22 protein-coding genes are annotated in these 26,209 nt (G+C 72.5%); 8 read left to right on the top strand and 14 right to left on the bottom strand.

The genetic code is table 11. The annotated features are described in order from the left end of the window. Positions 1–121 precede the first annotated feature (121 nt). The 4 genes from D3273_RS15495 (at position 122) to D3273_RS15480 (ending at position 4,814) form a co-directional block, all read left to right on the top strand. Positions 122–1,342: an MFS transporter gene (locus tag D3273_RS15495; RefSeq protein ID WP_129227820.1), complete on the top strand. Its 1,221-nt coding sequence runs from the start codon at positions 122–124 to the stop codon at positions 1,340–1,342. Continuing rightward, on the top strand, positions 1,339–2,484 hold the full coding sequence (locus D3273_RS15490) for a metallophosphoesterase (RefSeq protein ID WP_129227792.1): 1,146 nt from the start codon (positions 1,339–1,341) through the stop codon (positions 2,482–2,484). Before D3273_RS15495 ends, D3273_RS15490 begins: the two co-directional genes overlap by 4 nt. 58 nt (positions 2,485–2,542) lie before the next feature. Next, on the top strand, positions 2,543–3,787 hold the full coding sequence (locus D3273_RS15485; protein WP_129227819.1) for an arsenic transporter: 1,245 nt from the start codon (positions 2,543–2,545) through the stop codon (positions 3,785–3,787). Between the two features lie 103 nt (positions 3,788–3,890). Further along, entirely contained in the window at positions 3,891–4,814 is a 924-nt protein-coding gene (locus D3273_RS15480) for a DMT family transporter (RefSeq protein ID WP_129227791.1), read from the top strand. Between the two features lie 114 nt (positions 4,815–4,928). On the opposite strand, the gene D3273_RS15475 is transcribed toward D3273_RS15480, so the two are convergent. Further along, on the bottom strand, positions 4,929–6,722 hold the full coding sequence (locus D3273_RS15475; protein WP_129227790.1) for a peptide ABC transporter substrate-binding protein: 1,794 nt from the start codon (positions 6,720–6,722) through the stop codon (positions 4,929–4,931). Between the two features lie 164 nt (positions 6,723–6,886). Here D3273_RS15475 and D3273_RS15470 point away from each other — a divergent pair, with 164 nt between their 5' ends. Then, entirely contained in the window at positions 6,887–8,242 is a 1,356-nt protein-coding gene (locus D3273_RS15470) for an LLM class flavin-dependent oxidoreductase (protein ID WP_129227789.1), read from the top strand. A 31-nt stretch (positions 8,243–8,273) separates the two neighbouring features. On the opposite strand, the gene D3273_RS15465 is transcribed toward D3273_RS15470, so the two are convergent. From D3273_RS15465 to D3273_RS15405, 13 genes are all read right to left on the bottom strand, one after another. Beyond that, complete coding sequence (locus D3273_RS15465) at positions 8,274–9,395, bottom strand: NAD(P)/FAD-dependent oxidoreductase (protein ID WP_129227788.1); 1,122 nt, start codon at positions 9,393–9,395, stop codon at positions 8,274–8,276. 108 nt (positions 9,396–9,503) lie between these two features. Further along, a complete protein-coding gene (locus D3273_RS15460) occupies positions 9,504–10,694 on the bottom strand; it encodes an NAD(P)/FAD-dependent oxidoreductase (protein WP_129227787.1) in 1,191 nt (396 codons plus the stop codon). Between the two features lie 4 nt (positions 10,695–10,698). Beyond that, positions 10,699–12,249 (bottom strand): FAD-dependent oxidoreductase, encoded by a 1,551-nt coding sequence (locus tag D3273_RS15455; protein ID WP_129227786.1) that lies wholly within the window; start codon positions 12,247–12,249, stop codon positions 10,699–10,701. Beyond that, a complete protein-coding gene (locus D3273_RS15450) occupies positions 12,249–13,520 on the bottom strand; it encodes a cystathionine gamma-synthase family protein (protein ID WP_129227785.1) in 1,272 nt (423 codons plus the stop codon). Before D3273_RS15450 ends, D3273_RS15455 begins: the two co-directional genes overlap by 1 nt. A 7-nt stretch (positions 13,521–13,527) precedes the next feature. Continuing rightward, entirely contained in the window at positions 13,528–14,778 is a 1,251-nt protein-coding gene (locus D3273_RS15445; RefSeq protein ID WP_245501191.1) for an aromatic ring-hydroxylating oxygenase subunit alpha, read from the bottom strand. 186 nt (positions 14,779–14,964) lie between these two features. Next, positions 14,965–15,300: a thioredoxin gene (gene trxA, locus D3273_RS15440; RefSeq protein ID WP_129227783.1), complete on the bottom strand. Its 336-nt coding sequence runs from the start codon at positions 15,298–15,300 to the stop codon at positions 14,965–14,967. 130 nt (positions 15,301–15,430) lie between these two features. Further along, complete coding sequence (locus D3273_RS15435; RefSeq protein WP_129227782.1) at positions 15,431–16,111, bottom strand: 3-oxoacid CoA-transferase subunit B; 681 nt, start codon at positions 16,109–16,111, stop codon at positions 15,431–15,433. 52 nt (positions 16,112–16,163) lie between these two features. Beyond that, positions 16,164–16,901: a CoA transferase subunit A gene (locus D3273_RS15430; protein ID WP_129227781.1), complete on the bottom strand. Its 738-nt coding sequence runs from the start codon at positions 16,899–16,901 to the stop codon at positions 16,164–16,166. 102 nt (positions 16,902–17,003) lie between these two features. Beyond that, the gene (locus D3273_RS15425; protein ID WP_129227780.1) at positions 17,004–18,023 is read right to left on the bottom strand and encodes a DMT family transporter; all 1,020 of its coding nucleotides are present in this window, start codon (positions 18,021–18,023) and stop codon (positions 17,004–17,006) included. Positions 18,024–18,135: 112 nt separating this feature from the next. After that, on the bottom strand, positions 18,136–19,320 hold the full coding sequence (locus tag D3273_RS15420) for an acyltransferase family protein (RefSeq protein WP_165359514.1): 1,185 nt from the start codon (positions 19,318–19,320) through the stop codon (positions 18,136–18,138). Positions 19,321–19,437: 117 nt separating this feature from the next. Continuing rightward, a complete protein-coding gene (locus D3273_RS15415; protein ID WP_165359513.1) occupies positions 19,438–20,865 on the bottom strand; it encodes a DUF2142 domain-containing protein in 1,428 nt (475 codons plus the stop codon). A gap of 59 nt (positions 20,866–20,924) precedes the next feature. Further along, positions 20,925–21,638, bottom strand: coding sequence for a TVP38/TMEM64 family protein (locus tag D3273_RS15410; RefSeq protein WP_165359512.1), 714 nt, complete (start codon positions 21,636–21,638; stop codon positions 20,925–20,927). Beyond that, positions 21,635–22,417: a glycosyltransferase family 2 protein gene (locus D3273_RS15405; RefSeq protein ID WP_129227776.1), complete on the bottom strand. Its 783-nt coding sequence runs from the start codon at positions 22,415–22,417 to the stop codon at positions 21,635–21,637. Before D3273_RS15405 ends, D3273_RS15410 begins: the two co-directional genes overlap by 4 nt. Positions 22,418–22,649: 232 nt before the next feature. On the opposite strand from D3273_RS15405, the gene D3273_RS15400 reads away from it, so the two are divergent. The 3 genes from D3273_RS15400 (at position 22,650) to D3273_RS15390 (ending at position 26,200) form a co-directional block, all read left to right on the top strand. Continuing rightward, positions 22,650–23,585: an aminotransferase class IV gene (locus tag D3273_RS15400; protein WP_129227775.1), complete on the top strand. Its 936-nt coding sequence runs from the start codon at positions 22,650–22,652 to the stop codon at positions 23,583–23,585. Beyond that, a complete protein-coding gene (locus D3273_RS15395; RefSeq protein ID WP_129227774.1) occupies positions 23,582–24,322 on the top strand; it encodes a sulfotransferase-like domain-containing protein in 741 nt (246 codons plus the stop codon). Before D3273_RS15400 ends, D3273_RS15395 begins: the two co-directional genes overlap by 4 nt. A 291-nt stretch (positions 24,323–24,613) precedes the next feature. Next, positions 24,614–26,200: a gamma-glutamyltransferase gene (locus D3273_RS15390; RefSeq protein WP_165359511.1), complete on the top strand. Its 1,587-nt coding sequence runs from the start codon at positions 24,614–24,616 to the stop codon at positions 26,198–26,200. Positions 26,201–26,209: the final 9 nt, after the last annotated feature.

Here is a 26,209-nt window from a genome sequence, read left to right as displayed (position 1 = left end):
GCACGGGGGGTGCAGTCGGGACCGTCGGCGGGCGGCGCGATGGGCGTGCGGCGCGGCATCGGGAGCATCGCGCGTGGGCCGGTCGGACGTGGGGGAGGGGCCGCGGGGCCTCTGGCCCCTGATGAGCCTCAACTTCTTCATGGCCGACATGCAGGCCGGCATCGGCCCGTTCCTCGGCGTCTTCCTGCTCGCGCACGGCTGGGGGAGCGGGCTCATCGGCACCGTGATGACGGTCGGCGGCGTCGCCGGCATGGTCATGACGGCGCCGGCCGGCGCGCTCGTCGATGCATCGCGCCACAAGCGCCTCCTCGTGGTGGTGCCGGGCATCTGCACCGTCGCGGCTTCGGCGCTGATCCTGCTGTCGCAGCAGTTCTGGCTCGTGGCCGCGTCCCAGGTCGCCACCGCGGTCGCGGGCGCCGCCATCGGGCCGGCCGTCGTCGGCATCACGCTCGGCATGGTGCGCCAGGCCGGCTTCAACCGGCAGAACGGCCGCAACCAGGCCCTCAACCACGCGGGCAACATGGTGGGGGCCGCGCTGTCCGGCCTGCTCGGCTGGCGGTTCGGCTTCACGGCCGTGTTCTGGCTGGCGGGCCTGTTCGGCGTCGTGTCGATCGCGTCCGTGCTGATGATCCCCGCCAGCAGCATCGACGACGACGCGGCGCGCGGCCTCGCCGCCGGGGCCAGCGACCGCGACGGCGCCGGCGGCCTCGCCACGCTGCTGCGCTCGAAGCCGCTGCTGGTGCTGGCCGCGGCGCTCGCGTGCTTCCACCTCGGCAACGGCGCCATGCTGCCGCTCTACGGCCTCGCCGTCGTGGCCGCCAAGGCGGGCGACCCGTCGCTCTTCGTCGCCACCACGATCGTGGTGGCCCAGGCGGTGATGATTGTCGCCTCCCTCGCCGCCATGCGGGTGGCGGAGGGGCGGGGCTACTGGCTCGTGCTGCTCGTGTCCTTCGCGGCCCTGCCGATCCGCGGCCTGCTGGCGGCGAACATGATCGACAGCTGGGGCGTGTATCCCGTCCAGGCGCTGGACGGCATCGGGGCGGGGCTGCAGAGCGTCGCGGTGCCGGGCCTCGTCGCCCGCATCCTCGACGGCACGGGACGCGTCAACGTCGGGCAGGGCGCCGTGATGACGGTGCAGGGGCTCGGCGCTTCGCTCAGCCCCGCGATCGGCGGCTGGATGGCGCAGAGCCTCGGCTACAGCCCCACCTTCCTCGTCCTGGGCGGATTCGCCCTCGCCTCCATCGCGCTGTGGCTCGGCTTCGCGGGGATCGTGAAGCCGGCCTGCGCCGGCGCGCCGAACCGTTCCATCCCCGACGCCGCGGCCTCAGGAGCCCCCGCATGAACCACGACGATGCCGGCGCGGCGGGGGACGGCGTGCTCGCCTTCGCCCATATCGGCGACCTCCACCTCACGGACGCCAAGCAGCGCAACTTCGCCGACCTGCTCGCCATCGTGGCGCAGATCGAGACGCAATGCGGGCGGAACCTCGATTTCGTGGTCCTGCCCGGGGACAACGCCGACCAGGGGCTCCCCGAACAATACGCGCTGGCCGCCACCGCGCTGAAGATGCTGAGCGTGCCGGTCCACGCCATCCCGGGCGACCACGATATGGAGCAGGGCGGGCTCGCCGCCTTCTACGGCGGCCTCGCTGCCGACCCCCTGCCCAAGGCCGTCACGGTGCGCGGAACGCGCTGCCTGTTCCTCGACATCAGCGGACCCGGGTCGGGCGGCCCGGATTTCCGGCTCGGGGACGACCAGACCGGGTGGCTCGCGCGCGAACTCGACGCGGCGAAGCGCGAAGGCCGGACGAGCCTCGTCTTCATGCATTCCTACCCCGACGACCTCAGGGGCCAGGGCGAGACCGAGGCCGTGAACGGCCTCTTCGCCGCCCACGACGTGGCCCTCGTGGACATGGGACACACGCATTACAACGAACTCGCCAACGACGGCCGCACGGTCTTCGCCGCCACCCGGTCGACCGGGCAGATCGAGGAAGGGCCGGTCGGCTACGCGATCGCCACGCTCGACGGCGGGGTCGTGAGCTGGCGCTTCAAGGCGCTCGACGACGCCTTTCCCTTCGTCCAGATCACAGCGCCGGCCGACCACCGGCTCCTGCGGGCGGACGGCCAGCGCGTCGCCGGGCGCTCGACCGTGCGGGCGCTGGTGTTCGGCGCCGACGCGACGGCCCGGGTCGAATGCCGGGCGGGCGGCGGCGGCTGGGTTGCGATGGCCCGCGCGCCGGGGCAGCGCGCGTGGAGCGCGGAGCTGGACGTGCCCGGCGACCGCCTCGTCGACGTCGAGGTCCGGGCCGTGGACGCGAAGGGCCGCCCCGGGATGCACGCGATCCGCGCCGCCGGCCCGGGCTATGTGCCGCCGGCCCGCACGGCCCGGGGCAGCGACGCGGATGCGGTCGGGGCCTGGCCGGAGAACGGCATCTTCGGCACGCAGCTCGGGCCCAACCGCAACGGCGCCTCGTCGTCCTGATCCGCTTTCCTCCCTTCCGTCGTCTTTCGCCGAGGCTCGTTTCGTGACGCAGATACAGATGTGGACCTGGGGCATCGCCGCCCTGGCCACCGCCGGGGTCATCATCCGCCCGTTCGACTGGCCCGAGTTCATCTGGGCCGTCGCAGGGGCGGCGGTCCTCGTGGTCGCGGGGCTGCTGCCCTGGCATGACGCGCTGGCCGGGATCGGCAAGGGGACGGACGTCTACCTGTTCCTCACCGGCATGATGCTGCTGTCCGAGATCGCCCGGGAGGAAGGGCTGTTCGACTGGCTGGCCGCGGTGGCGACGAAGCGCGCCAAAGGGTCGCCGCAGCGCCTGTTCCTGCTCATCTACGCGGTCGGCACCGTGGTGACGATCTTTCTGTCCAACGACGCCGCCGCCGTGGTGCTGACGCCGGCCGTGGCGGCGGCGGTGAAGACCGCCAAGGCCAAGGACCCGCTGCCCTACCTGTTCATCTGCGCCTTCATCGCCAACGCGGCCTCCTTCGTGCTGCCGATCTCCAACCCCGCGAACCTCGTGATCTACGGCGCCCACATGCCGCCGTTGCTGCAATGGCTGCCGCGCTTCGCCATACCCTCGGTCCTGTCGATCGTCGCCACCTACGCGGTGCTCCGTTTCGCCCAGCGCGGGGCGCTGGCCGGGGACAGCATCGAGTCCGAGGTCGAGGTCCCCGAGCTGAAGAACACCGGCAAGCTCGCCGGGGCCGGCATCGTGGTCACCGCCCTGGCGCTCCTGGCGTCCTCGGCGCTCGACATCCAGCTCGGCCTGCCGACCGCGGTCTGCGGCATCGCCACCGTGGCGGCCGTGCTGATCCTGAAGCGCGCCAATCCCTGGAACACCGTGACGTCCGTGTCCTGGGCGGTGCTGCCGCTCGTGGCCGGCCTCTTCGTGCTCGTGGAAGCGCTCGACAAGACGGGGCTGATCCGGATGATCAGCGACGCCCTGCACGATGCCGCGCGGGCTTCCGCCGGGGAAACCGCCTGGGGCGCCGGCGTGCTCATCGCCTTCCTGTGCAACATCCTGAACAACCTGCCGGCCGGCCTGATCGCCGGCAACGCGGTGCAGAGCGCCCACGTGTCCGACCAGGTGACGAGCGCCATCCTGATCGGCGTGGACATCGGGCCGAACCTGTCGGTGACGGGCTCGCTCGCCACGATCCTGTGGCTGACGGCCTTGAAGCGCGAGGGCGTCAGCGTCGGCGCGGGGCAGTTCCTCAAGCTCGGCATCCTGGTGATGCCCCCCGCGCTGATCCTGGCCCTCGCCGGCCTGATCGTCCTGCACTGATCGCCGCACGCCCGTTTCGCGGGCCGGCCCCGCAAACCTTCCGCCGCCCTCGGGCGTCCACCCCAGGTCCGCCGTCACGGTGGCCCGCCCACGAGCGACCCTCATGACAGCCACGCTCCTCTACCCCTTCATCATCGTCGCGGGCCTCCTCCAGGCCCTCGGCAATTCCATGAATGCCCAGTACCGGTCGCGGCTCGTCAATCCCTGGCTGACCGCGGTGGCGTCGTTCCTGCCCATCGTCTTCGTGTTCGCGACGCTGTTCTTCCTGATGCCGACGCCGCTCCCGACCCTGGCGTCGCTGGGCGGGATGCCGTGGTACGCGCCGCTCGGCGGCGTGGCGGGCGCCGTGGCGGTGTTCGGCGGGCTCGCCTTCGTCGACAAGGTCGGCGCGGGCCCGTTCAACGGGCTCACCATCACGGGCAACATCCTGACCTCGCTGGCCCTCGACGCCTTCGGGCTGTTCGGCCTGCAGGCTTCGGGCTTCAAGCCGTTGCCGTGGCTGGGCGGGCTGCTCATGGTGGGCGGCATCATCCTGATCGCCCGCACGAGCGCCGGCGACGGCGGCGAAAAGGACGAGGGCTTGGCGGGCAAGCTGCTGTATCCCTTCATCCTCGTCGCCGGGGTGCTCCAGGCGGTCGGCGTCGCCTGGAACGCCCAGCTGAACCATGCCTTGGTCAATCCGTGGCTCGCCGCCACGGTGTCGTTCCTGCCGGTGGTGTTCGTCTTCGCCCTGGTCTTCCTCGTCCGCCCGAGCCCGCTGCCGAACCGCGACGACATCGCCGGCGTGCGGTGGTGGATGCCGCTCGCCGGCCTCGCGGGCGCCGTGGCGGTGTTCGGCGGCCTGCTGTTCGTCCACGAGGTCGGCGCCGGCGCCTTCAACGGACTGCTGATCACCGCCAACCTCCTCACCTCCATCGCGCTCGACCACTTCGGCCTCCTCGGCATGAAGCAGGTGAAGATCGGGCGGGAGCGGCTGGGCGGCGCCGGCCTGATGGCCGCCGGCATCGTGCTGATCTCGGTGTTCTGAGGGCATCGGCGCCGGTTGCACCCGACAGGGCGGGGTCGGCAGCCCTGAACAGGTCGGCGTCCCGGTTCCGCGAACGTCGTCACGCGGTCGGGTGGCCCCCCGTCGCGGTCGGCCTCATGCCTCCTTCCACCAATCGGGCAGGTTCCACAGGTCGTTGTCCCAGCCGCTCTGCGGCGCGTGCAGGCCCTTCACGACCGCCGACACCTTGGCGCGGTGCAGCAGGGGCAGCACGTTGTCGCCCACGGCGAGATCGTTCATGCGGATGTAGGTCGCCGCGCGCTTCACGGGGTCGAGTTCCGTCGCGGCCTCGTTGTAGAGCCGGTCGTATTCGGCGCTGCGCCATCGCACGATGTTGCGGCCCTGCCATTTGTTGATCTTCTGCGCCACTTCCCAGGACGCGTATTGCAGCATCCAGGTGGTCGGGTCCGGCTGCGTGGCGTTGGTGGTGTACATCTCCAGATCGGCGGTGAAGTGCGGGAAGGTGTCGGTGTTGCCCACATCCGACGAGAAGAACACCGAGGCGACGACGGACTTCAACTCCAGTGCGATGCCGGCCTTCGCGGCCGCCTGCTTGATGATGGCCTGGGTCTTCTGGCGCGGCGCGTTGATGGAGGTCTGGAACACGAGGCGGAGGCGGCGTCCGTCCTTGGCGCGGATGCCGTCCGCCCCCCTCGCCCAGCCGGCGGCGTCGAGCAACGCGTTGGCCTCGTCGACGTCGAACCGGCGGACGACGTTCTTCGACACGAAGCGGGCGGGGCCGTTGATCGTGTTGTGGGTGGCGCGGCCGGTGCGGCCGTAGATGAAGCGCTGAATCGCGTCCCGGTCGATCAGCAGGTCCATCGCCCGCCGCACGGCGGGATCCGAGAAGGCGAAATGCCGGGTCTCGACCGACGACCGCTCGCCGTCGACCTCCGTGTCGGGATCGGTGGCGTTCAGCAGCACGAATTCGAGGTTGCCCCCGTAGACGAGGTCCACCCGGCCCTTGCCGCCCTCCTCGAACCTTTGCAGCACCTCGTCCTCGACCTGCAGGTTCCAGGCGTAGTCGTATTCGCCGGTCTGGAGCACCGCGCGCGCCGCCGATACGGCGTCGCCGCCGCCCTTCATCTCGATGGCGTCGAAGAAGGGCCGGTTCGGCAGGTGGTAGTCCGGGTTGCGGGCGCCGCGGAGCATGTCGCCCGGCCGGAACTCGACGAACGTGTAGGGCCCGGTGCCGATGGGACGGAGGTTGGCGGGCGCGTCGCGCGACTTGGCGCCCGCATAATCGGCGAAGACATGCTTCGGGATGACGCTGCCGGCCGTGCCCACGAAGGCGTCTGCCCAGAAGGGCGTCGGCTTGGGGAACTGCAGCCTCACGGTCAGCTCGTCGACCTTCTCGACCGTGATGTCCTTGTAGGAGCCGGTCGTCACCGCCGCCGTGGCGGGGTCCCTGGCATAGGCCCAGGTGAACACCAGGTCGTCGGCCGTGACCGGCACGCCGTCGGCCCACCTGACGCCCGGCTTCAGCTTCCACACCACCGATCGGCCGTCGGGCGCCACGCCGCCGTTCTCGACCGAGGGGACCTCGGCGGCCAGCACCGCCACGAGGTTGCCGTCGTCGTCCCAGGCCCCCAGGGGCTCGTAGAAGATGCGGCAGGCTTCCTGCTCCTTGGTGCCGACCGCGAAATGCGGGTTCAGCAGCGTCGGTCCCTGCCACCACAGGAGCTTCAGCGTCCCGCCCCCGCCGGCCTTCGTCGGCCTGTAGGCGCCCCGGGCGTCGGCCGCCGCGAGCGCCGGGACCCCGTGGGCCAGCATGGCGGCGGCGAGCGGGGCGCCGAGCCCGAGGCCCACCATGCGCCGCACGAAGCCGCGGCGCGACAGGCGACCGTCCCTGACGTCGTCGATGAGGTCCCTCAGGTCCCGCTCGAACATCGCATCGTCTCCCGTGGTCGCCGCCGGGGGCAGGCAGCAAGGATCGCGCCAGCCGGCGGCGGCCCCCACCCCGCGCGTCGCTCGAAAATTCTCGACAGGGGCGCGCGGGCACCGTCCAATGTGCCCGCAGCGCGGCGTCGTCCCGCGGCATCGGGAGGCACGCGATGGCGGCTCGGCGCGAGATGGTCCTCAACGCGTTCACGATGAACTGCGTCGGCCACATCAACCACGGCCTGTGGACCCACCCGCGCGACCGCTCGGCGGACTACACGAGCCTCGACCATTGGACCGCGCTCGCCCGCACGCTGGAACGCGGGCTGTTCGACGCGGCCTTCATCGCCGACGTGTCGGGCGTCTACGACGTGTACGGCGGCGGCATCGGCGTCACGGCGCGGGAAGCCGTGCAGCTGCCCGTCAACGAGCCCACCCTGCTCGTGCCCGCCATGGCGGCCGTGACGCGCCACCTCGGGTTCGGCGTGACGGTGAACATCGCGGGCGAGCACCCCTACACCTTCGCCCGCCGCATGGCGACGCTCGACCACCTGACGGGCGGGCGCGTGGGCTGGAACATCGTGACGGGTTACCTCGACAGCGCCGCCCGCGCGGTCGGGCGGGACGGGCTCGACGGGCACGACACCCGCTACGACCGCGCGGACGACTGCCTCGACCTGCTCTACAAGCTGTGGGAGGACAGCTGGGACGACGATGCCGTTCGCCGGGACCGGACGGCCCGGGTCTACGCCGACCCGGCGAAGATCCGCGCGATCCACCACGAAGGGCCGTTCTTCCGCTCCGCCGGCGTCGCCCTGTCGGCGCCGTCGCCCCAGCGCACCCCCGTGCTGTTCCAGGCCGGCAGCTCGGGCCGGGGGCAGCTGTTCGCGGCGCGCCACGCCGAATGCGTGTTCATCTCGGCGCCCGATCGTGCGGCGGCCCGGCGCGCGGCGCGCGGCCTGCGGGAAGCCGCGGCGGCGGCGGGGCGCGACCCGTCGGGCCTGAAGGTGATCATGGGCCTGACCGTCGTAGCGGGCGAGACGGCGTCGGCGGCGCGCGACAGGCTCGCCGACTACGTCCGCCATGCCAGCCCCGAGGCCGGCCTCGCCCACTTCGGCGCGGGTTCGGGCATCGACCTCGCCCCCTACGGCCTCGACGAGCCGATCTCGACGGCGCCCAGCAACGCCATCCGGTCCACCACCGAGGCCGCTCAGCGCCGGGGCGCGACGAAGCGGCAGCTCCTCGCCGAGTTGGCGCTCGGCGGCCGCTATCCCCTCGCGGTCGGCACCGGCGCCGAAGTGGCGGCGGAGATGGAGGGCTGGATGGACGAAGGCGAGGTGGACGGCTTCAACCTGACCCGCACCGTCGAGCCGGAATGCTGGGAGGACTTCGTCGCCCTCGTGGTCCCGGCCCTGCAGGAGCGCGGGATCCACAAGACGTCCTATCGGGAGGGCACCTTCCGCCGCAAGCTGTTCGGCCGCGGCGACCGGCTGCCCGCGGGCCACGCCGGCCGCCGAAGCGGCGCGTGACCGGCTCGACGCGTTCGCCGGGGCGACGCGGTCAGGCGCGTCGCCCCGCGGCCCAGTGGGGGAGCTCGTCGCGGGTGCGCTCGCCGGCGATGACCCGCGCCACGCCTTCCCCCATCAGCGCGCCGAGCTTGAAGCCGTGGCCCGAACAGGCGCTGAGCACGTAGCCGCGGGCGCCGATCGCTTCCGCGATGAAGCTCTCGTCCTCGGTGACGGTGTAGAAGCAGGCCTTGCGCTCCAGCACGCCGTAGCGGTCGAAGTCGCGGTACGACAGGGCGGCGGCGGCGAACAGGCGCGCGACGTCCTCGTCCGTCGCCAGGCGGTCGCCGTCCGGGTCGCCGCGGCGGGTGAACTCGTGGTCGCCGACCTTGAGCCGCGTGCCGGGGCGGGGCGGCAGCGTGTAGGTGCCGGACGCGAGGCCGAGGTCGATGAACACCGGAGCCCGGGACCAGGCTTCGGCGAGGTCGGGCGGCGGCGCCACGAAGGCCACGGCCTGGCGCGACGGCACCGCGACGCCCTTGAGCCGCGGCACCAGCCGATCCACCCACGCGCCGGCCGCGACCACCAGCACGTCCCCGCGATGGGTGGCGGCGCCGACCCGGACCGTGGCGGTCTCGGGGTCGACGGCGTCCACGCGGGCGCCGGCGTGGAAGCGCACGCCCCGCCCGGCGAGGTGGACCACGAGGTCGGTGAGGATGCGGATGGGGAACAGCACGCCCGCGCCTTCGGCCTCGTAGGCGCCGGTCAGCCCCTCGGTCTCCAGCATCGGGTAGCGGGACGCGACCTCGCCGAGCGGGATGTCGCGGTGGGCGACGTCGAGCTCGTCCATGGACGCGCGGCTGGCGTCGAACCAGGGCACGTCCTCGCGCTTCAGCACGACCAGGGGCAGCGGCTCGAAGTGCCGGACGCCGAGGTCGGCCCACAGGTCCTCGTAGACCCGGAACGCGTCGGGCATCATCCGCGCGTAGCCGTCGAAGGTCCCGTAGGCGTGCCGGGTGATGCGGTGCTCGTCGTAGGACGAGGCCTTGGCGTTGGGCACCTGGCCCTGCTCGAAGACCTCGACGGCGAAGCCGCGGCGCGTCAGCGCCCAGGCGGTCGACAGGCCCGCGATGCCGCTGCCGACGACGAGGACGCGGGGAAGGGCGGAATGGGTCATGGGGGATCCTGGCGGACGACGGGGATGCGTTGTGTTTCCATCACGTCCCTCGTCCCGGGCAGGACCCGGAAGGGTCCGTGCCGAGGGGCGAGGGCGGTCGGGGCCGGATCAGGCCGCCCGTTCCGCCGCCGGCGTCACCCAGCCCTGGCGCTCGCGCCAGTCGGCCGGGAGGTCGCGGAAGCGGTCGAGGCCGAGCTTGCCGATCTCGGCGAAGGAGCAGCGGCCCTCCACGACGAGGTCGCGCACCGCGTGGCCGCTGGCGGGCGACAGCCCGAAGCCCACCCCCGACATGGTGCAGACCGTGACGTTTCCGGGGTCGGCCGGTCGGTCGATCACCGGGCGGCCGTCGGGCGTGTTCTCGACGATGCCGGCCCAGGAGCGCAGCACCCGGGCGTGGGCGGCCTTCGGGAACAGCTCCGCCAGCCGCCGCGACAGGTTGGCGAGCAGCGGCGAGGCCGGGCGCCCGCGCGGGCCCGCGGCCTCGGTGTCCAGCCATTCGTGCGGGCCGCCCCCGTAGGCGAGGTTGCCGCGCAGGGTTTGCCGCCCGTAGAGCCCGTTGCCGTCCGTGCCGCCGACCCGCAGGGGGGGCAGGGGCTCGGTGACGATCATCTCGGCGCGGGCCGCCGCCAGCGGCAGGCGGATGCCGGCGGGCAGGAGAAGCCCTTCGGCCTGCGGGCCGGCCGCCACCACGAGGTGGTCGCAGCCGATCTCGCCCGCCGGCGTGGCGACGCCGACGACGCGGCCGCCGCGCAGGACGAGGCCGAGCGCCGGCATGTGCTGGAGCACCCGCCCGCCGAGGTCCTGCAGCGCCCAGGCGTAGGCCTGCACGGTGCGCTGCGGGTTGGCGTGGCCGCCGGTGCGGACGTGGATGGCGCCGACCGCGTTGTCGCCGGCCAGCGGCACGGCTTCGCGCGCCTGGGCGGGGTCGAGCTCGTCGACCGCGAAGCCCTGGGACCGGATGATGCCGGCGATGCGCCGGTACTGATCCCACTGCCCTTGCGTCACCGCCAGGATGATGCGCTCGGGCCGGTGCTCCGTCGGGTAGCCCAGCAGGGCGTCCATCTGCGGCCACAAGCGCTGCTCTTCGAGGAACAGCGGGCTCTGGTAGTGGGAACAGCCGCCGCCGTTGCGGCCCGAGGCTTCCCAGCCGACCACGCCCTTGTCGATCACCAGCACGTCGACGCCCGACCGCGCCAGCCACCAGGCGGCGCTGAGCCCGGTGACGCCCCCGCCCACCACCACCACCTCGGCGCCCTTCGGCGCCGCCGCGTCCCGCAGCCCGTCCATGTCCATCACCATGCCGTCACAGGTGCATGTTGCCGCGGAGGTGCTCGGCCTCGCGCTCCGTGCCGATGTCGTCGTAGGGCACCCACTGGGTCGGGATGCCGAACCACACGTCCCAGCCGTCCCGCATCTCCGGCCGCTCGTCGAGGCGGCCGAGCAGCCCGAGCGGCAGCGGCCGGACCGGCGCCCGGTAGCCAGCGAGCGGCACGGCCTCGACGGGGATCTGCGCGCCGAGCGCCAGCAGCAGCGCGACCTGTTCGCGGCAGCGGCGCGCCTGGCAGGCGCCCATGCAGGCGCGGGTGAGGCGCTTGATCTGGTCCTGGTTGACGGGGCCGTCGCCGAGCAGCGTGTCGAGCGCGCGCGGACTCGCCGGCGCGCCCAGGTAGCGCGGCGGGCGCACCCCCAGCACGTCGCCGCGCGTCACGTCCTCGCACTGGCAGGCGAGCACGTCGGGCGTGCCGACCGCGAGCAGCCGCCGCATCCAGTCGAGGCGGTACGGGTTGCGGTCCCGCCCGGCCGCGGGGGCGGGGGCGGGGGCGTCGTAGCCGAGGGCGGCCCGCGCGGCGGCGACGCCCCAGGCTCTGGCGGCCGACGCGTCGCCGGCCGGACCGGGCGCGACCCCGGCGGCGTCGCCGGCGACGAACACGCCCGCGATCGACGAGGCGGGGCCGACGAGGCGGGGCGCGAAGCCGCCGCGGGCGCCGTCGGCCACCAGCGCGCCGCCGGCGGCTTCCAGCAGCTCGACGGCCGGCACGCGGTCGACCGCGAGGCAGACCGTGTCGCAGGGCACGCGCCGCTCGGCGCCGTCCGGCCCGACGAGCAGCGCCGCCGCGACCCCGAAGGGCCCGCGTTCGGCGGCGCGGATCACCGTGCCGGTGAGGACGGGGACGCCGCGGGCGAGCAGCGGTGCCACGTCGGCTTCCGGCGCGTCGCGCACCTCCACCATCGCGGCGACCGCGACGCCGCGGTCGAGCGCCAGGGTGGCGGCCGCGACGGCGAGGTCGCCGGTGCCCAGGATCACCACTTCCCGTCCGTCGAAGGCCTCGTAGCGGCCGAGCAGCGCGTGCAGCGCCTGGGCGCCCATGACGCCGGGCTGGTCGGCGCCCTCGAAGAACAGGACGAGGTCGCGCGCCCCGGTGGCGAGGATCAGGCGGTCGAAGCCGCAAAGCCAGGCGTCGCCCTCGTCGGCGAGGCCCACGACCGGGCCGGGCAGGGTTTGGAGCCCCGGCCCGTGCGCGAAGAGGCCCCAGGCGGTGGTGCCGAGCGCCAGGTCGACGCCGGCCTCGAAGGCCTCCTCGAGCTTCGGGTCGGCCGCGAACACCCGTTCGAGCATGCGTTGGCCGTTGCCCAGCGCCGCGCCGGCGCGGCCGCCGAAGAACAAGGGCACGTCGAGGCCGGCGAGCCCGCCCGACACGGGGTTCTCGTCGACGAGCTTCACCTTGGCCCCCAGGCGGGCCGCCGCGATGGCCGCCGCCGTGCCGGCCGGGCCGGCGCCGACGACCAGCACCTCGACGTGCTCGCGCGAGGCCGGGAACTTGCCGTGGAGGGACTTGGGATCGACGGTCGCCATCACGCCGCCTCCAGCGCCTGCCGGAGGTCCGCGACCAGGTCGTCCGGGTGCTCGATCCCCACCGACAGCCGCAGGGTGCCGTCGTCGACCCCGCCGGCCTCGCGCCGCTCGCGCGGCACGGCGTAATGCGTGGTGGTGGCCGAATGGCAGATCAGCGTTTCCGTGCCGCCGAGGCTCACCGCCATGCGGATCACCCGCAGCCTGTCGAGCATCCGGAACGCTTCGGCTTCGCCGCCGCGCAGCCGGAACGAGAAGGTCGAGCCCGTCCCGGCGCATTGGCGCGCCAGCATGGCGCCGGCGCGGCTTTCCGGATCGACGTGGCCGAGGAACGAGGTCGAGCGCACCTTGGGATGCGCCGCGAGGAAATCCGCCACCGCGCGGGCGTTGGCGCAGGCCCGCGCGGTGCGCAGCCCCATGGTTTCGAAGGAGCGCAGCAGCGTTGCCGACACGTGGGGGTCGAGGCTCGTGCCGAGAAAGGTGCGCAGCTTCTTCAGCGGGTCGACCAGCGCCCGCGCGCCGCTGACCCCGCCGGCGAGCAGGTCGGAATGGCCTCCGGCATATTTCGTCAGCGACGTCACGGTGAGGTCGGCGCCGTGCTCCAGCGGGCATTGCAGGAAGGGGCCGAGGAACGTGTTGTCGACGACGAGCAGCGGGCGCCGGCCCTGGCGGTCGCCCATCTCGGCCGCCACCGAGGCCACCATGGCGATGTCGGCGACGGCGCCGGTGGGGTTGGCGGGCGTTTCGAGGTGGATCAGCGCCAGTGGGCCCGCCGCCGCGGCGTCGCGCGCGGCGGACAGCACCGCATCGCGGTCGAGCCCGTCGCCGAACCCGAAGCTCTTCACCCCGAAGCCGGCGAGCAGCCCGGTCAGCAGCCCGTCGGTGCCGCCGTAGATCGGCCGCCCGTGCACCACGGCGTCGCCGGGCCTGAGCGCGGACAGCATCACGGCCGAGATCGCCGCCATGCCGGAGTTGAAGGCCGCCGCGTCCTCGGCGCGGTCCAGGGCCGCCAGGCGGCGCTCCACCATGTCGAGGTTGGGGTGGCCCAGGCGCGAATAGATGTGGCCCGGCTCCTCGCCGCCGGGCAGCGGCACGCCGTCGAAATAGGCGCGGTGCACGTCCTTCGCGTGGCTCGCCGAGCGGTACATGTAGGTCGTCGACGGGTAGATCGGCGGCTTGGCGGCGCCGTGGTGCCGGTGCGGGTCGTAGCCGTGCGACACCGCCAGGGTGTCGGGATGGAGGGCGTCGGGAGGGAGATCGCTCGAACGGGTCATGCCGGCTTCACTCCGCGGCGGCGAGGCGGCGCGTCGGCCCCGCCACGTCCTGGGACAAGTGGTCGAGGAAGGCGCGGGCCTTGTCGCAGTACCAGTCGGTAAAGCGGGCGCAGAGCGCTTCCGCTTCCTCCGAATAGGGACCCGGGCGGTAGCCGGCGCCCTCGACGCCGCGCTGGTTGTTCTCGACGAGGTCGCGGTCCTGCAGGTTCGTGGCGGTCCACAGCCCGGCGAGTTCGTCGAGGCGGTAGTCGACGCCCTCGACCGCGTCCTTGTGGACGAGCCACTTCGAAGTCACGACGGTTTCGCGCGCGCCGGTCGGCATGGCGGAGAAGGTGAAGGCGAAGTCGCCGACCGCGTGGGCGAAGTGGTGCGGTTCCAGCGCCCAGCGCATCGAGCCGATGTCGCCGCCGCCGACGCCGCACAGCGGCTTCGCCACGCAGGCGCGCCCGTCCGCCGTCATGGACACGCAGCCCTCGTTGAGGGGGAAGCGGGCCGCCTGGTACCAGTCGCCGTCCCTGGGGCCGACGGGCAGGCCCAGCGCCGCCATGCGGGCGTCGAAGGCGTCCCGCTGCGGGTCCCCGCCGTGCTCGAAGTTGCCGCGCGCCTTCGTGGGGAAGGTGAAGGACAGCTCGGGGTGCTTCGCGTCGCAATGGTAGCACTCGCGCGCGTTCTCCATCACGAGTTTCCAGTTGCCGCGCTCCACCAGCGTGTCGACGTGGGCGACCCTGGCGTCGGCGAAGCCGTGCGGGGCGAGCAGGGGCTCGAGGTCGCGGCGGAAGGGGGCGAAATCCGGCGCGTCCTCGGCCACGCAGGCGTAGACCGTGCCCGCCACCGTTTCGACGCGGATCGGCACGAGCGCGTGTTCGGCGGGGTCGAAGCTTTCGCCCATGCGGGCCGCGCGGGCGAGGCGGCCGTCGAGGCCGTAGGACCATTGGTGGTAGGGGCACACCAGCAGCGAGCGGCGGCCGGTCCCTTCCGCGCAGATCTGCGCGCCGCGGTGGCGGCAAGCGTTGTGGAAGCCGCGCACCTGCCCGTCGCGGTCGCGCAGGACCACCACCGGGGACGCGCCGACCTTCAGCGCCATGTAGCTTCCGGGGCGGGGGATCTCGCACTCGAAGCCGACCATGACCCAGGACCGGCCGAACACGGCGTCGAGGTCGAAGGCGAGGATGTCCGGGTCCGTGTAGAACGGCTGCGGCAGGGTGTGGCCGGGACGGCGGGCGTCGAGCAGGGCGCGGATTCGATGGTGATCGTGCACGGCGGGCTCCGAAGGATGCCGCGATGGTGCACGGGGATTCCGGCGCCCGACACCGCAGAATATCGATGCGGCCATCGAATAAAGCGGTGCGGCCGGGGGCCGGGCTGCGGAGCTCCGCACCGCCCATCTCGAAGCCCCCGCGCCGGGGGGCGCGAGGGCTTCGAGATGGGCGGCCCGGGCGACGCTTCAGATGGCGCCGTTGATCCACTGCTGGAGGGCGCCCTTGGGCTTGGCGCCGACCATCTTGGCGGCGACCTGGCCGTCCTTGAACAGCAGCAGCGTGGGGATCGACTGGATGCCGAGCTTGCCCGGGATGCCGGGGTTCTCGTCGATGTTGAACTTCACGACCTTGACCTTGCCGTTCATGTCCTTGGCGATCTCCTCGAGCGCCGGGGCGATCATGCGGCAGGGGCCGCACCATTCGGCCCAGAAATCGACCACCACGGGCTCGGACGACTTGAGCACGTCCTGCTCGAAGCTCTGGTCGGTGACTTTGTGGGTGGCGGAACCGGCGTCGGCCATGGCGTTGAACCCCTTTGGATGCGCTGGCCCCGGGCCCGCGCTGTGTCGGAACAGCAGTTGGTGACGGGCCGGGATGGCGTCAAGCCGTCGCGCGGTGCCGGGCGGGGGCGCGGCCCGGCGCGCCGGCCGGTCAGGCCGTGGCGGCCTCGCCGACCAGCGCGGGCGACACCGCGTAATGCGCTTCCGTCTTGGCCGCGATGTCGTGGATCGTCACGCCGGGCGCGAGCTCGGTCAGCACCATGCCGCCGCCGTGGCGGTCGACCGTGAAGACGCCGAGGTCGGTGATCACCATGTCGACCACCCCCGAGCCCGTCAGCGGCAGCGTGCAGCTGCGCAGCAGCTTGGCGTCCTCGCCGCCGGTCTTGGACTTGGCGGTATGCTCCATCAGCACCACCACCTTCTTGACGCCCGCCACGAGGTCCATGGCGCCGCCCATCCCCTTCACCATCTTGCCGGGGATCATCCAGTTGGCGAGGTCGCCGTTCTCCGCCACCTGCATGGCGCCGAGGATCGACAGGTCGATGTGGCCGCCGCGGATCATGGCGAAACTGTCCGCCGAGGAGAAGAAGCTGGTCGTCGGCAGGGCCGTGACGGTCTGCTTGCCGGCGTTGATCAGGTCGGCGTCCTCCTCGCCCTCGTAGGGGAAGGCGCCCATGCCGAGCATTCCGTTCTCGCTCTGCAGTTGCACGCTGATCCCGTCGGGGATGTAGTTCGACACGAGCGTCGGGATGCCGATGCCGAGGTTGACGTAGAAGCCGTCGCGCAGCTCGCGCGCGGCGCGCTCCGCCATCTGGTCGCGATTCCAAGGCATCAGATCACTCCCTTACCGGCCGTGCCGACCGCGAAAGACCTGTCCCACGCCATCAGACTTCCTCCCCCGCCGCCGCCGGCACCGCAGGGGCGGCGCGCTTGCGCGTGGTGCGCTGCTCGATCTTCTTCTCGTGGTTCGGCACGTGGACGATGCGCTTCACGTAGATGCCGGGCGTGACGATCATGTCGGGGTCGAGCTCGCCGGGCTCGACGAGGTGCTCGACCTCGGCGATGGTCATGCGAGACGCCGTCGCCATCATGGGGTTGAAGTTGCGCGCCGTCTTTCGGTACACGAGGTTGCCCTCGGTATCGCCCTTCCAGGCGTGGACCAGCGCGATGTCGCCGAAGATGCCGCGCTCCATGACGTAGTTCTCGCCGTCGAACGCGCGGATCTCCTTGCCCTCGGCGACCTGGGTACCCACGCCCGTCTTGGTGAAGAAGGCCGGGATGCCGGCACCGCCGGCCCGGCACCGCTCGGCCAGCGTGCCCTGCGGCGTGAACTCGACCGCGAGCTTGCCGGCCAGGAACTGCTGGGCGAAGAGCTTGTTCTCGCCGACGTAGGACGAGATCATCTTCGAGATCTGCTGCGTTTCGAGCAGCAGGCCCAGCCCTTCGCCGTCGATGCCGGCGTTGTTCGACACGCAGGTGAGGTCGGTCGCGCCCGTGTCGCGCAGGGCCCGGATGAGGCTCGACGGGATGCCGCAGAGCCCGAAGCCCCCCGCGAGAACCGTCATCCCGTCCTTCACCAGGCCGGCCAGGGCCGCGTGGGCGTCCTCGTAGACTTTCTTCATCGTTGTGCCCGAAGCTCGTCGATCGCTGGTGACGTCACCATGCCCCAGGGCAGCCGCATTTGGGAAGGGCCGGGGGACGGGTTTCCCGCCTCCCGCCCCGGATCAGGCCGGCCGGGCTTCCCTGGCCCGCACGGTTTCGCGCCAGGCCGTGTAGACGCCGCTCGCCGCGATGATGGCCGCCCCGCACAACATGGACGGGCCCGGGACGGTGCCGAAGGCGAGGAACCCCAGGCCCGCCGCCCACATCAACTGCGTGTAGGTGAAGGGCGCCAGCAGCGAGGCCGGCGCGTGGCGGTAGGCGAAGACCTGCATCAGGCTCGCCACGGTGGCGAAGAAGCCCGAAATGCAGCCGACCGCGACCTCGTTCCAGCTCGGCACGTGGAAGTCGAAGGCCGTCAGCGCCGTCACGACCAGGAAGCCCACGACGGCCTGGAACAGCATGGTGGTTTCGGGCCGCTCGTCCTTGGCCAAGCGGGTGCCGATCACCGCGGTGGCCGACGCGATGCTGCCGCACAGCGGCACGAGGCTCGCCAGCGTGAAGGAGCCGCCGCCCGGCTGCACGATCACCATCACGCCCGCGAGGCCGACGAGCGCCGCCGCCCACCGGCGCAGCCCCACCTTCTCGCGCAGGAACAGCGCCGCCATCGCGGTCACCACCACGGGCGCCAGGAACCCGATGGCGGTGGCCTCGGCGACCGGCATCATCCCGAAGGCCACGATGAACAGGGCCGTCGACAGCGCGCTCGCCACCGCCCGGCCGGCGAGCAACCCCGGTCGGGCGGTGCGGATCAGCGACGGATCCCGCAACAGCAGCGGCACCGTCATCACCACGAAGACGAGGTAGCGCATCCAGGCCACTTCGATGCCGGGCAGCGTCGCGGTGAGCATCTTGGACGCGACGTCCGACACCGGGAACAGGGCCGTCGAGGCGAGCAGCGCCAGGATGCCGACCGTCGTGCGCTCGGGCTTCGCCGCCCCGGCTTCCACGGCCTGCGCCGCGCCGCGCTGCACCGCTCCGCGATGGCGGGCGCGCGAGGCTTCCGGGCGCAGCGCTTCGGGGCGCGAGGGTTCGGGATACGTGCGGCGGGCGCCGGGCGACGTTTGGCGGAGGGCGAGGGCCAAGGCCGTTTCCTCTACGGGATGATAATTGTCAGACGTTGGTTAGACCATCACGGTCAACGGTTCCTTAAGGAAGCCGACCCGCAAACCTGCCTTGAAGCCAGCGCATGGCGGTTCATGGCGCCGCCAGCGTCTGGACCCCGTCGATCGGCACGATCCGCCGCCCGAGCCGTAGCAGGGGGCGTTCCACCGCAAGGTGGATGACGACGCTCAGGGCGACGACGCCCGCGGCGGCGATCAGCATCAGCGACAGGAGCCGCCCCTGAGAATGCGCGCCCTGCATCGCGTCCGGCATGAGCAGGGTGAACAGCACGAAGAGCACGATGCCGTGCAACATGTAGACGTCGTAGCTCACCTCGCCGAGGAACACGACGGCGCGCAGGCGCAACAGCCCGAAGATCGAGTTTCCGGCCGCGACGGGCACGAAGAAGGCGAACAGCACCACGTTGGCGCTGACCGAATACGCTGTCTCGAATGCCGCGAAGAGCGTGGCCGCTGCCGCCAGGGACAGGCCGGCGCCCCATGCGCTCCGGGCGAGGCGCCTCACCATGGCGAGTCGGACGACCTCGCTCGCCAAGCCGCCCAACAAGAAGGGGGCGAACAGCCCCGCGCTGAGCCCGAAATACGGAACGACCTGACCGTTCCGCTCGAAGTAGAGCGCCAACATCGCCCCGAGGGCCAACACCCAGGGACGCAGGTTCAGCTTGAGCCAAAGGAAAGCGATGGCGGGGATCGAAAAATAGAAAACCCATTCGTAGGCCAAGGTCCACACAACGCCCGCGTTGATGAGGGGCGAGAATGGATAGCCGTTGATCGGTGCCGCGGTGAAAAAGATCCAGCTGTCGAGGCTCGCGGCGAGCGGCGGGTCGAGGTGGGCGCCGGTGACGACGAGTGTCGACAGGTAGACGAGGGCGACCGACACCGCGTAGACCGGCACGATGCGGAAAACGCGCCCAATAAAGAAGCGATCGAGGTCGAGTGCCCCGCGGACGGCCTTGATCTTGCCGAAGAACAAAAAGCCGGTGATCATGAAAAACGTCGTGACACCGGCGGTGCCGAAGATGTTGTAGATCGGCGATCGCGGCCCCACCCACTGTCCCGTCAGCTTGTAATGGTGGGTGATGGAAAAGTGATGGAAGAAGACCGCGATCGCCAGCAGGCCGCGCAGACCGTCGATCGAGGCGAGCCGGCCGCTCCCGGTCGCCGCCAGCGCCGGCAACCTTGAAAGCTGGACGAAGGCGAGGCAGGCCAGGACCGTGATCACGGCGAGCCAAGGTGAGGGCGAGTCGATCATCGGCATGTCCGGTCCGTCCCAGATGCTGGATGCGCAGGCCGGCCACGGCAGGCCCATGCGGTCCCGTTGGGTCCGGAGAACGCCGCCGCGGTTCGGGTGAACCCGCGAGCGCCGCGCTCCGGCTCAATGCATGTAGAAATAGCGGATGACGACGCCCGGTACGGCGAAGAGGTCGGCGGCACAGGCCAGAAGTGGCATGGCCGTCAAGGCGGCGCCCAGCGCCGTCGGCCGCCACAGGCTCGGCAAGGCGAAGGCCACGGCGGGGAACAAGGGCAGCCAGTAGCGTCCCTGCGGCCCGACGATGTGCCGGTCGCCGACCGTGGTCCACGACAGGTACTGGGCGAGGTAGATGGCGATGAGGGCGGTCAGGGCGCAGAGGAGCGGTATCGGCGCCTGCCAGACCGGCAGCACTTCGGCATCGTCCCGGCGTTCGACCGTGTCCGCCGCTGCGGCCGACACAAGCGCGACCTTCCAAACGGCGTACAGCCAGGCCGGGAGGAACAGGCTGAGGTAGGCGAGCACGCCGATGGCTTCCTCGAGCATGAAATCGTCGTGCCGGATCGACTCCCAGGGCAGCGTCAGGAAGCGGACGGGCTTGGCCATCAGCACGCTCATCTGTGCCGCCATGTCGGTGCCTGGAAATTCGGCGGGGCGCGGCCCCGGCCATAGAGGACCGGCCATCTCCGGCGGACGTACGACCGGCGTCGCGACGAAATGGACCGTAACCCAGGTCCACCCCACGGCCGCCACCGCGACGAGCGCCACGAGGGCAATTCGGCCCGCCCAGCTCGATCCATCAGCAAGGCGGGGCAGCGGCAACAGCAGCAGGCCTGCCAGCGGGAGGTAGGGCGGCTTTGCCAGGGCCACGGCGACGAGGAGCAGGGCAGCCCCGATCCGCGCGCCCTCACGCCGGACGAATGACGGCCCTGACGCTCGTGGCCGCGTGAGCAGCGCGATCCCGAGGGCGCTGGCGGCGATCACCAGACCGTCCTGGTTGACCGACGCGCCGAGAGACAAAGCCATCGGCATGCTCAAGCTGCAGAACAGCAGAGCCCGAGCGCGCCGCGCCATCGCCAGAGCCGCCGTCGCCATCGCGAGATAGACGACGAGGTTCGCCACGCGGGCGCTGAGAAAGGCGTAAAGCGGCGACGCGCCGGCGGCCTTGGCCAGCCCGAGCGCCAGGGCCGCCGGGACGTAGAAACCCGGCCAATAGCCGGCGATGGTTCCGATGGCCAGGAACGCCCTCTTCCCCCACGGGATCGCGCCGAGGGCGTTCCAATGCTCCGTCGTCACGAGCGCCGGCGAAGGCTCGCTGGCGACGACCATCACGCCGGGCTCGGCGTCGACGCCCTGCTGGAGGCGTTTGCCGGCGCTCGTATCGATCGTTTCGCGGCGGCCGAGCCACTGGCCATCGAGGACGCTCTGGGCCTTGGCGATGTGTCCGATCTCGTCGGCGATTTGACCGGGGGAGGTTTCGACGGCGAGGAAGATGCCGAGCGGTGCGCAGAGCGCGAGGAAGGCGAAAGGCAGGACCCACTGCGCCGTCCACAAGCGCGCGAGTCCATCGAATCCGCGCCTCGCCTGCGCCGTGGGCGGATGTCTTGCGTCCGTCACGCTTCCGCGCCGGTGGGCTCGTCGAGCGCCAGTTTGATGAGCCGGCCCACGCGGGCCGTGAGGAGCGCCGTGGCGGCGAAGCCGACCGCGAGCAGCGTCCAGCGGAACGGGCCCGCCCCGGCTTGGCCGGCCTGGAGGCCGGCCTGGGCGATGCTGCCCAGCACGACGTAGCCCAGGAGCGCTGGCATGGCGGCCAGCGACCCCGCCATGTAGGCGCCGGGCGACACCGACGATAGGCCGAGCGTGTAGCTCGTCACGGCGAAGGGCATCACCGGCGACACGCGCAACAGGCACACCAGCCGCCACGTTTCCCGGCCGAGCCGGGCATCGAGGTTCCGCAGCCTCGGCCTGTCCGCCAGCAGCCGCTCGACCCGTCCACGGAACAGCGACCGCGCCAGGTGGAAGGCGATCCAGGCGCCCGCCAGGGTGCCGGTCGCCGACAGGGCGAAGCCGCCGCCGACGCCGTAGACGGCCCCGGCCGCCATGCCGAGCAGCGACGCCGGCAGGATTCCGCTGACCGCGATGCCGACCTGCAGGAGGACGAACAGCGCCGTGCCCCAGGGACCCATCGCGCCCGCGACAGCCACGCTCCGGTCGATGAGGCCCGTGGCGGCGCCCGGCGCCATCGCGTTCAGCGCCGCCGCCGACGCCAGGACGACGGCCAGCCCCAGGGCGGCGATGGCGAGGCGCGACGGCGCGCGCACGCTCACGGGCGCGGCCCCGCCGCCGGCATCAGCACGCCGGTCCCGTCGCCGGGAAACAGCGGCGACGGCCGGATGCCCCATCGGTGCAGCCTGAAGTCGACGGCGGTCTTCAACACGCCGAGGCCGTAGACGACGCTGCGCCGGAAGTTGATCGAGGACGCTTCCTCGAAATATTTCGTCGGGCAGGAGATCTCGCCGATTCGGAAATTCTGTTGCACGGCCTGCGCCAGCATCTGGTTGTCGAACACGAAGTCGTCCGAGCACAGCCGCAGGGGGAGCTTCTGCAGCACGGTCCGGCTCCAGGCCCGGTAGCCGGAGTGATACTCGCTCAGCTTCTGGCCGAGGAGCAGGTTCTCGACGGCCGTGAGGCCCCGGTTGGCCACGTACTTGTAGAGCGGCATCCCGCCCTCGAGCGCGCCGTTGCCGAGGATCCGCGACGCCATCACGGCGTCGTAGTGCCCGGACGCGATCATCCCCGCCATCGCGGGGATCAGCCGGGGCGTGTACTGGTAGTCCGGGTGGAGCATCACCACGATGTCGGCCCCGCGCGCGAGGGCGGCGGCGTAGCAGGTCTTCTGGTTTCCGCCGTAGCCGCGGTTCCGGTCGTGCTGGATCGTGTGGAGGCCCATCGCGCGGGCGAGGTCCGCGGTGCCGTCCCGGCTGGCGTCGTCCGTCAGGATCACGTCGTCGACGATGTCGCGCGGGATCTCCTCCACCGTCCGCTTCAGCGTCAGCGCCGCATTGTAGGCGGGCAGCACGATGGCGACGCGATTTCCGGCCAGCATTGGGAGCATCTCTGTGGGTCGACGACTGCCGGTCGCAATTAGGCGACCCCGGTCGTCAGCGGCAACCCCGACCCGACCTGCTGGCCGCAATCGTCGGGTGCTGTGTCGGGGCGGCCACACCGGGGTGGGGGGTGCCGGTCGCGGGTGGGCTTGGCGGCCGACCCGTCGCGGGCATCGACAGCTTCGACCGGATGGCCCACCCTGCCGCGGAACATCGAGGGGAGCCGACCGCATGAGCACGGGAACGCAGGACTACGTGGGCGACGCCCGCAACGACGACGTCCTGGTGTCGGTCGACGGCGAACTGGTGCACCGCGACCGCGCGACCGTGTCGGTGTTCGATTCCGGCTTCGTGCTCGGGGACGGCGTGTGGGAGGGCCTGCGGCTGATCGAGAACAGGATCGCCTTCCTCGACGCCCATCTCGACCGCCTCTACGACGGCGCCCGCATGCTGATGATCGACATCGGCATGAGCCGCGACGCGCTGGCGGCGCGCCTCTTCGACTGCCTCGACGCCAACGGCATGGCGGACGGCGTGCACATCCGCCTGATGGTGACGCGGGGCCGGAAGCGCTCGCCCTACCAGGACCCGCGCCTGACGATCGGGCCCGCCACGGTCGTCATCGTGCCGGAATGGAAACAGCCGAAGCCCGACGTGTACCGCCGCGGCATCACGCTGTTCACCGCGCACGTCCGCCGCACCGGCCCGGCCGACCAGGACCCGAAGCTCAACTCGCATTCCAAAATCAACGACATCCTGGCCTGCATCCAGGCCACGGCGGCCGGCGCCGACGAGGCGTTGATGCTCGACGACCGCGGCTTCGTGGCGACCTGCAACTCGACCCATTTCTTCATCGTGCGGAAGGGCGAACTGTGGACCTCGGGGGGCGGCTTCTGCCTGAGCGGCATCACGCGCGACGCCGTGATCCGCGCCGCCCGCGCCGCCGGCGTGCCGGTCTTCGAGCGCGACTTCTCGCTCTTCGACGTCTACTCGGCCGACGAGGCCTTCGTCACCGGCACTTTCGCGGGGCTGACCCCGGTGTCGACGGTCGACGGCCGCGGCTTGCCGGCGCTGGGCGGCGCCGACGACCTGTCGGGGCCTGTCACGCGCCGCCTCCGCGAGCATTACTTCGCGCTGCGCGACGCCGAAGCGCGGGGGCGTGCATGACCGGGGCCCCCCTCCGCATCGCCATGTGGTCCGGCCCGCGCAACATCTCGACCGCGATGATGCGCGCTTTCGAGGCCCGCCCCGACTGCGCCGTGTCGGACGAGCCCTTCTACGCCGCCTACCTGGCCGCGACGGGCCTGATCCACCCGCAGAACGACGAGATCCTCGCGTCCCAGTCGAACGACCCCGGCGCGGTCGCGGCCGAGGTCGCCGGGCCGGTGCCGGGCGGGCGGGCGCTCTGGTACCAGAAGCACATGACCCACCACATGCTGCCCGGCTTCGACCGCGGCTGGATCGACGGCATGGCCAACGCCTTCCTGATCCGGGCGCCCGAAGCGGTGCTGCTGTCCTACGTCGAGAAGCGCGCCGACGTGACGCTGGACGAGATCGGCCTGCCCCAGCAGGTCGAGCTCTTCGATCGGGCGGCGGACCGGCTCGGCCGCGCCCCGCCGGTGATCGAGTCGCGCGACGTGCTGGTGGACCCGCGCGGGACGCTGTCGGCCCTGTGCCGCGGGCTCGGCATCGGCTTCGACGAGGCCATGCTGTCCTGGGCGCCCGGCCGGCGCGCCACGGACGGCGTGTGGGCGCCGTCCTGGTACGACGGCGTCGAGCGCTCGACGGGCTTCGCGCCGCCGAAGCCGGAGCGCGCCTTCGACGACCTCCCGGACGGCTTGAAGCCGCTGGCGGAGGCGGGGCGGCCCCTCTACGAAAGGTTGGCGCGGCACAAATTGGCGTGATCGAAGGGTTCGAGCCCTGATCCCGCGGCCGGACAGGCTTTCCAGCCAGCTCCCGGCCTCGCCGATCTTTCTCGTCCCGAAAGCGAAGGGAGGCGATGCCTGCCTGAGCGCCGCTCGGTGCAGCGGCTCATCGTCGGTGAGCAGCACCGCACCTTCCGTACACGGCGCGGGTCGCGCCGCGTCGGTGAGACCGGGAGCGGCGTGGTCCGATCGCGAACCGAGCTCGTTGCAAGCTTGCGGCCCGCTGCGGCGCGAAACGCCGTAGAAGCGTGGGTCATGGGGGACCGCCGGATGGACGACCACGACACCTTTTCCGCCGCCGCGCTCGCGGCGCCGCACCCGCTCGCCGCCGCGGCGGGGCGCGACGTGCTGGTGGAAGGCGGCACCGTCGTCGAGGCGGCGCTCGCCGCCGCCATGGTGTCGGCCGTCGTGGTGCCGGACCGCGCGGGCCTGGGCGGCGACGCGCTGTGGATGATCCGGGAGCCCGGTCCCCGCGGCCGCGTGCGGGTGCTCGACGCGCGGGGCACGGTCGCCGCGGCGGCGCGCCTGTCGTTCTTCCGCGGAAGAGACCGTGACTCCATCCCGGTCCACGGGCCCGAAGCGGTGCTGGTCGTCCCCGGGGCCGTGGCGGGCTGGATCGAGGTCCATGCCCTGTCGGCCGCGAGCGGCGGCCGCATGCCGGTGGCGCGGCTGCTCGCGCCCGCGATCGCGGCGGCACGGGGCGGCTGGGACCTGTCCGTGCCGGGCGCCGAAGCCCTCGCCCGGGCGGCGCCCGCGCTGTCCGCCGTGCCGGGCTTCGCGGCGGCCTTCCTGGACGGGGGCGAGCCGCCGCGGGCCGGCGACCGCCGCCGGGCCGCCGCCCTGGCGGCCACGCTCGACCACCTCGCCGACGCGGGCCTCGACGACGCCTACCGCGGCGACGTCGCCCGCGAACTCGCCGCCGACCTCGACGCGCTCGCCTGCCCGCTGGGGCGCACCGACCTGCGGCGCGCGGAAGCGCGCTGGCGCGAGCCGCACGCGCTCGACCTCGGCCGCCACGCGCTGGCGGTGCCGCCGACCCGCTCCGGCCTGCGCGCCGCCGCCGCGCTGGGCCTCGTCGACGGGCTCGCGGCGGCGGGCTTCGACATGGGCGGGGCAGACGGCTTCGCGCGGTGGCACGGGCTGATCGAGGCCTGCCGCGCCGCCGACGCGATCGTCGCCGATGCCGATGCGGCCGGGCGCGACCCCGCCGACATCGTCGACCCCGCGCGCCTGGCCCGGTTCAGCCTGACGCTCGACCGCGGGCGGGCGCGCCCCGCCGCGGCGCCGCCCGCGCCCCTGCTGGCGGAAGCGGCGGCCTGGATCGGGGCCGTCGACCGCGACGGGGCCGCAGTGTCGGTCGTGCTGACGGCGGGGGGCCCGTTCGGGTCCGGCGTGGTGTCGGGGCGCACGGGGATCCTCATGGGCAACCGCGGCGCCGCCCTGGCGGTCGACCCCGACTTCGGGCCCGTGCTGCGCCCCGGCCGCCGGGTGCCGCTCGCGAGCCTGCCCGTTCTGCTGGGCAACGCCCGCGACGGCCGCGTGGCGGCGCTCGGCTCCGTCGGGGACCACGCGCCCGCCGTCGCGGCGCAGCTGGCGGACCGCGTCATGCGCGGCCGGCCGGCGGGCGACGCATCGGCGGCGGCCCGCTTCGCCCTGGGAGCGACGCCCGACGGGCGCGAAGGCGCGGTGCTGGTCGAGCGGGACCGGGAACCCGGCCCGGTGGCGCCGCTGCGCTCGGCGGGGCACCAGGTCGTCGAAGCGGGAGGCTCGCCGGTCGGGCTCGCGGGTGTGGCGCTGCGCGACGGCGCCGGACGGATCGCGGCCGCGGCGGACGGCGGCACGGTGTCGGGCCTTTGAGGCCTTCGC

The sequence above is a fragment of the Lichenibacterium minor genome, assembly GCF_004137685.1.
In the GTDB taxonomy this organism is placed as follows: Bacteria; Pseudomonadota; Alphaproteobacteria; order Rhizobiales; family Beijerinckiaceae; genus Lichenihabitans; species Lichenihabitans minor.
This window is presented reverse-complemented; position numbering and strand designations above follow the sequence as displayed.

Bases quoted from the DNA above. Each gene is read 5' to 3' on its own strand.
- D3273_RS15495 (WP_129227820.1), top strand. From the start codon at position 122: ATGAGCCTCAACTTCTTCATGGCCGACATGCAGGCCGGCATCGGCCCG.
- D3273_RS15490 (WP_129227792.1), top strand. From the start codon at position 1,339: ATGAACCACGACGATGCCGGCGCGGCGGGGGACGGCGTGCTCGCCTTC.
- D3273_RS15485 (WP_129227819.1), top strand. From the start codon at position 2,543: ATGTGGACCTGGGGCATCGCCGCCCTGGCCACCGCCGGGGTCATCATC.
- D3273_RS15480 (WP_129227791.1), top strand. From the start codon at position 3,891: ATGACAGCCACGCTCCTCTACCCCTTCATCATCGTCGCGGGCCTCCTC.
- D3273_RS15475 (WP_129227790.1), bottom strand. From the start codon at position 6,722: ATGTTCGAGCGGGACCTGAGGGACCTCATCGACGACGTCAGGGACGGT.
- D3273_RS15470 (WP_129227789.1), top strand. From the start codon at position 6,887: ATGGCGGCTCGGCGCGAGATGGTCCTCAACGCGTTCACGATGAACTGC.
- D3273_RS15465 (WP_129227788.1), bottom strand. From the start codon at position 9,395: ATGACCCATTCCGCCCTTCCCCGCGTCCTCGTCGTCGGCAGCGGCATC.
- D3273_RS15460 (WP_129227787.1), bottom strand. From the start codon at position 10,694: ATGGTGATGGACATGGACGGGCTGCGGGACGCGGCGGCGCCGAAGGGC.
- D3273_RS15455 (WP_129227786.1), bottom strand. From the start codon at position 12,249: ATGGCGACCGTCGATCCCAAGTCCCTCCACGGCAAGTTCCCGGCCTCG.
- D3273_RS15450 (WP_129227785.1), bottom strand. From the start codon at position 13,520: ATGACCCGTTCGAGCGATCTCCCTCCCGACGCCCTCCATCCCGACACC.
- trxA (WP_129227783.1), bottom strand. From the start codon at position 15,300: ATGGCCGACGCCGGTTCCGCCACCCACAAAGTCACCGACCAGAGCTTC.
- D3273_RS15435 (WP_129227782.1), bottom strand. From the start codon at position 16,111: ATGCCTTGGAATCGCGACCAGATGGCGGAGCGCGCCGCGCGCGAGCTG.
- D3273_RS15430 (WP_129227781.1), bottom strand. From the start codon at position 16,901: ATGAAGAAAGTCTACGAGGACGCCCACGCGGCCCTGGCCGGCCTGGTG.
- D3273_RS15420 (WP_165359514.1), bottom strand. From the start codon at position 19,320: ATGCCGATGATCGACTCGCCCTCACCTTGGCTCGCCGTGATCACGGTC.
- D3273_RS15405 (WP_129227776.1), bottom strand. From the start codon at position 22,417: ATGCTGGCCGGAAATCGCGTCGCCATCGTGCTGCCCGCCTACAATGCG.
- D3273_RS15400 (WP_129227775.1), top strand. From the start codon at position 22,650: ATGAGCACGGGAACGCAGGACTACGTGGGCGACGCCCGCAACGACGAC.
- D3273_RS15395 (WP_129227774.1), top strand. From the start codon at position 23,582: ATGACCGGGGCCCCCCTCCGCATCGCCATGTGGTCCGGCCCGCGCAAC.
- D3273_RS15390 (WP_165359511.1), top strand. From the start codon at position 24,614: ATGGACGACCACGACACCTTTTCCGCCGCCGCGCTCGCGGCGCCGCAC.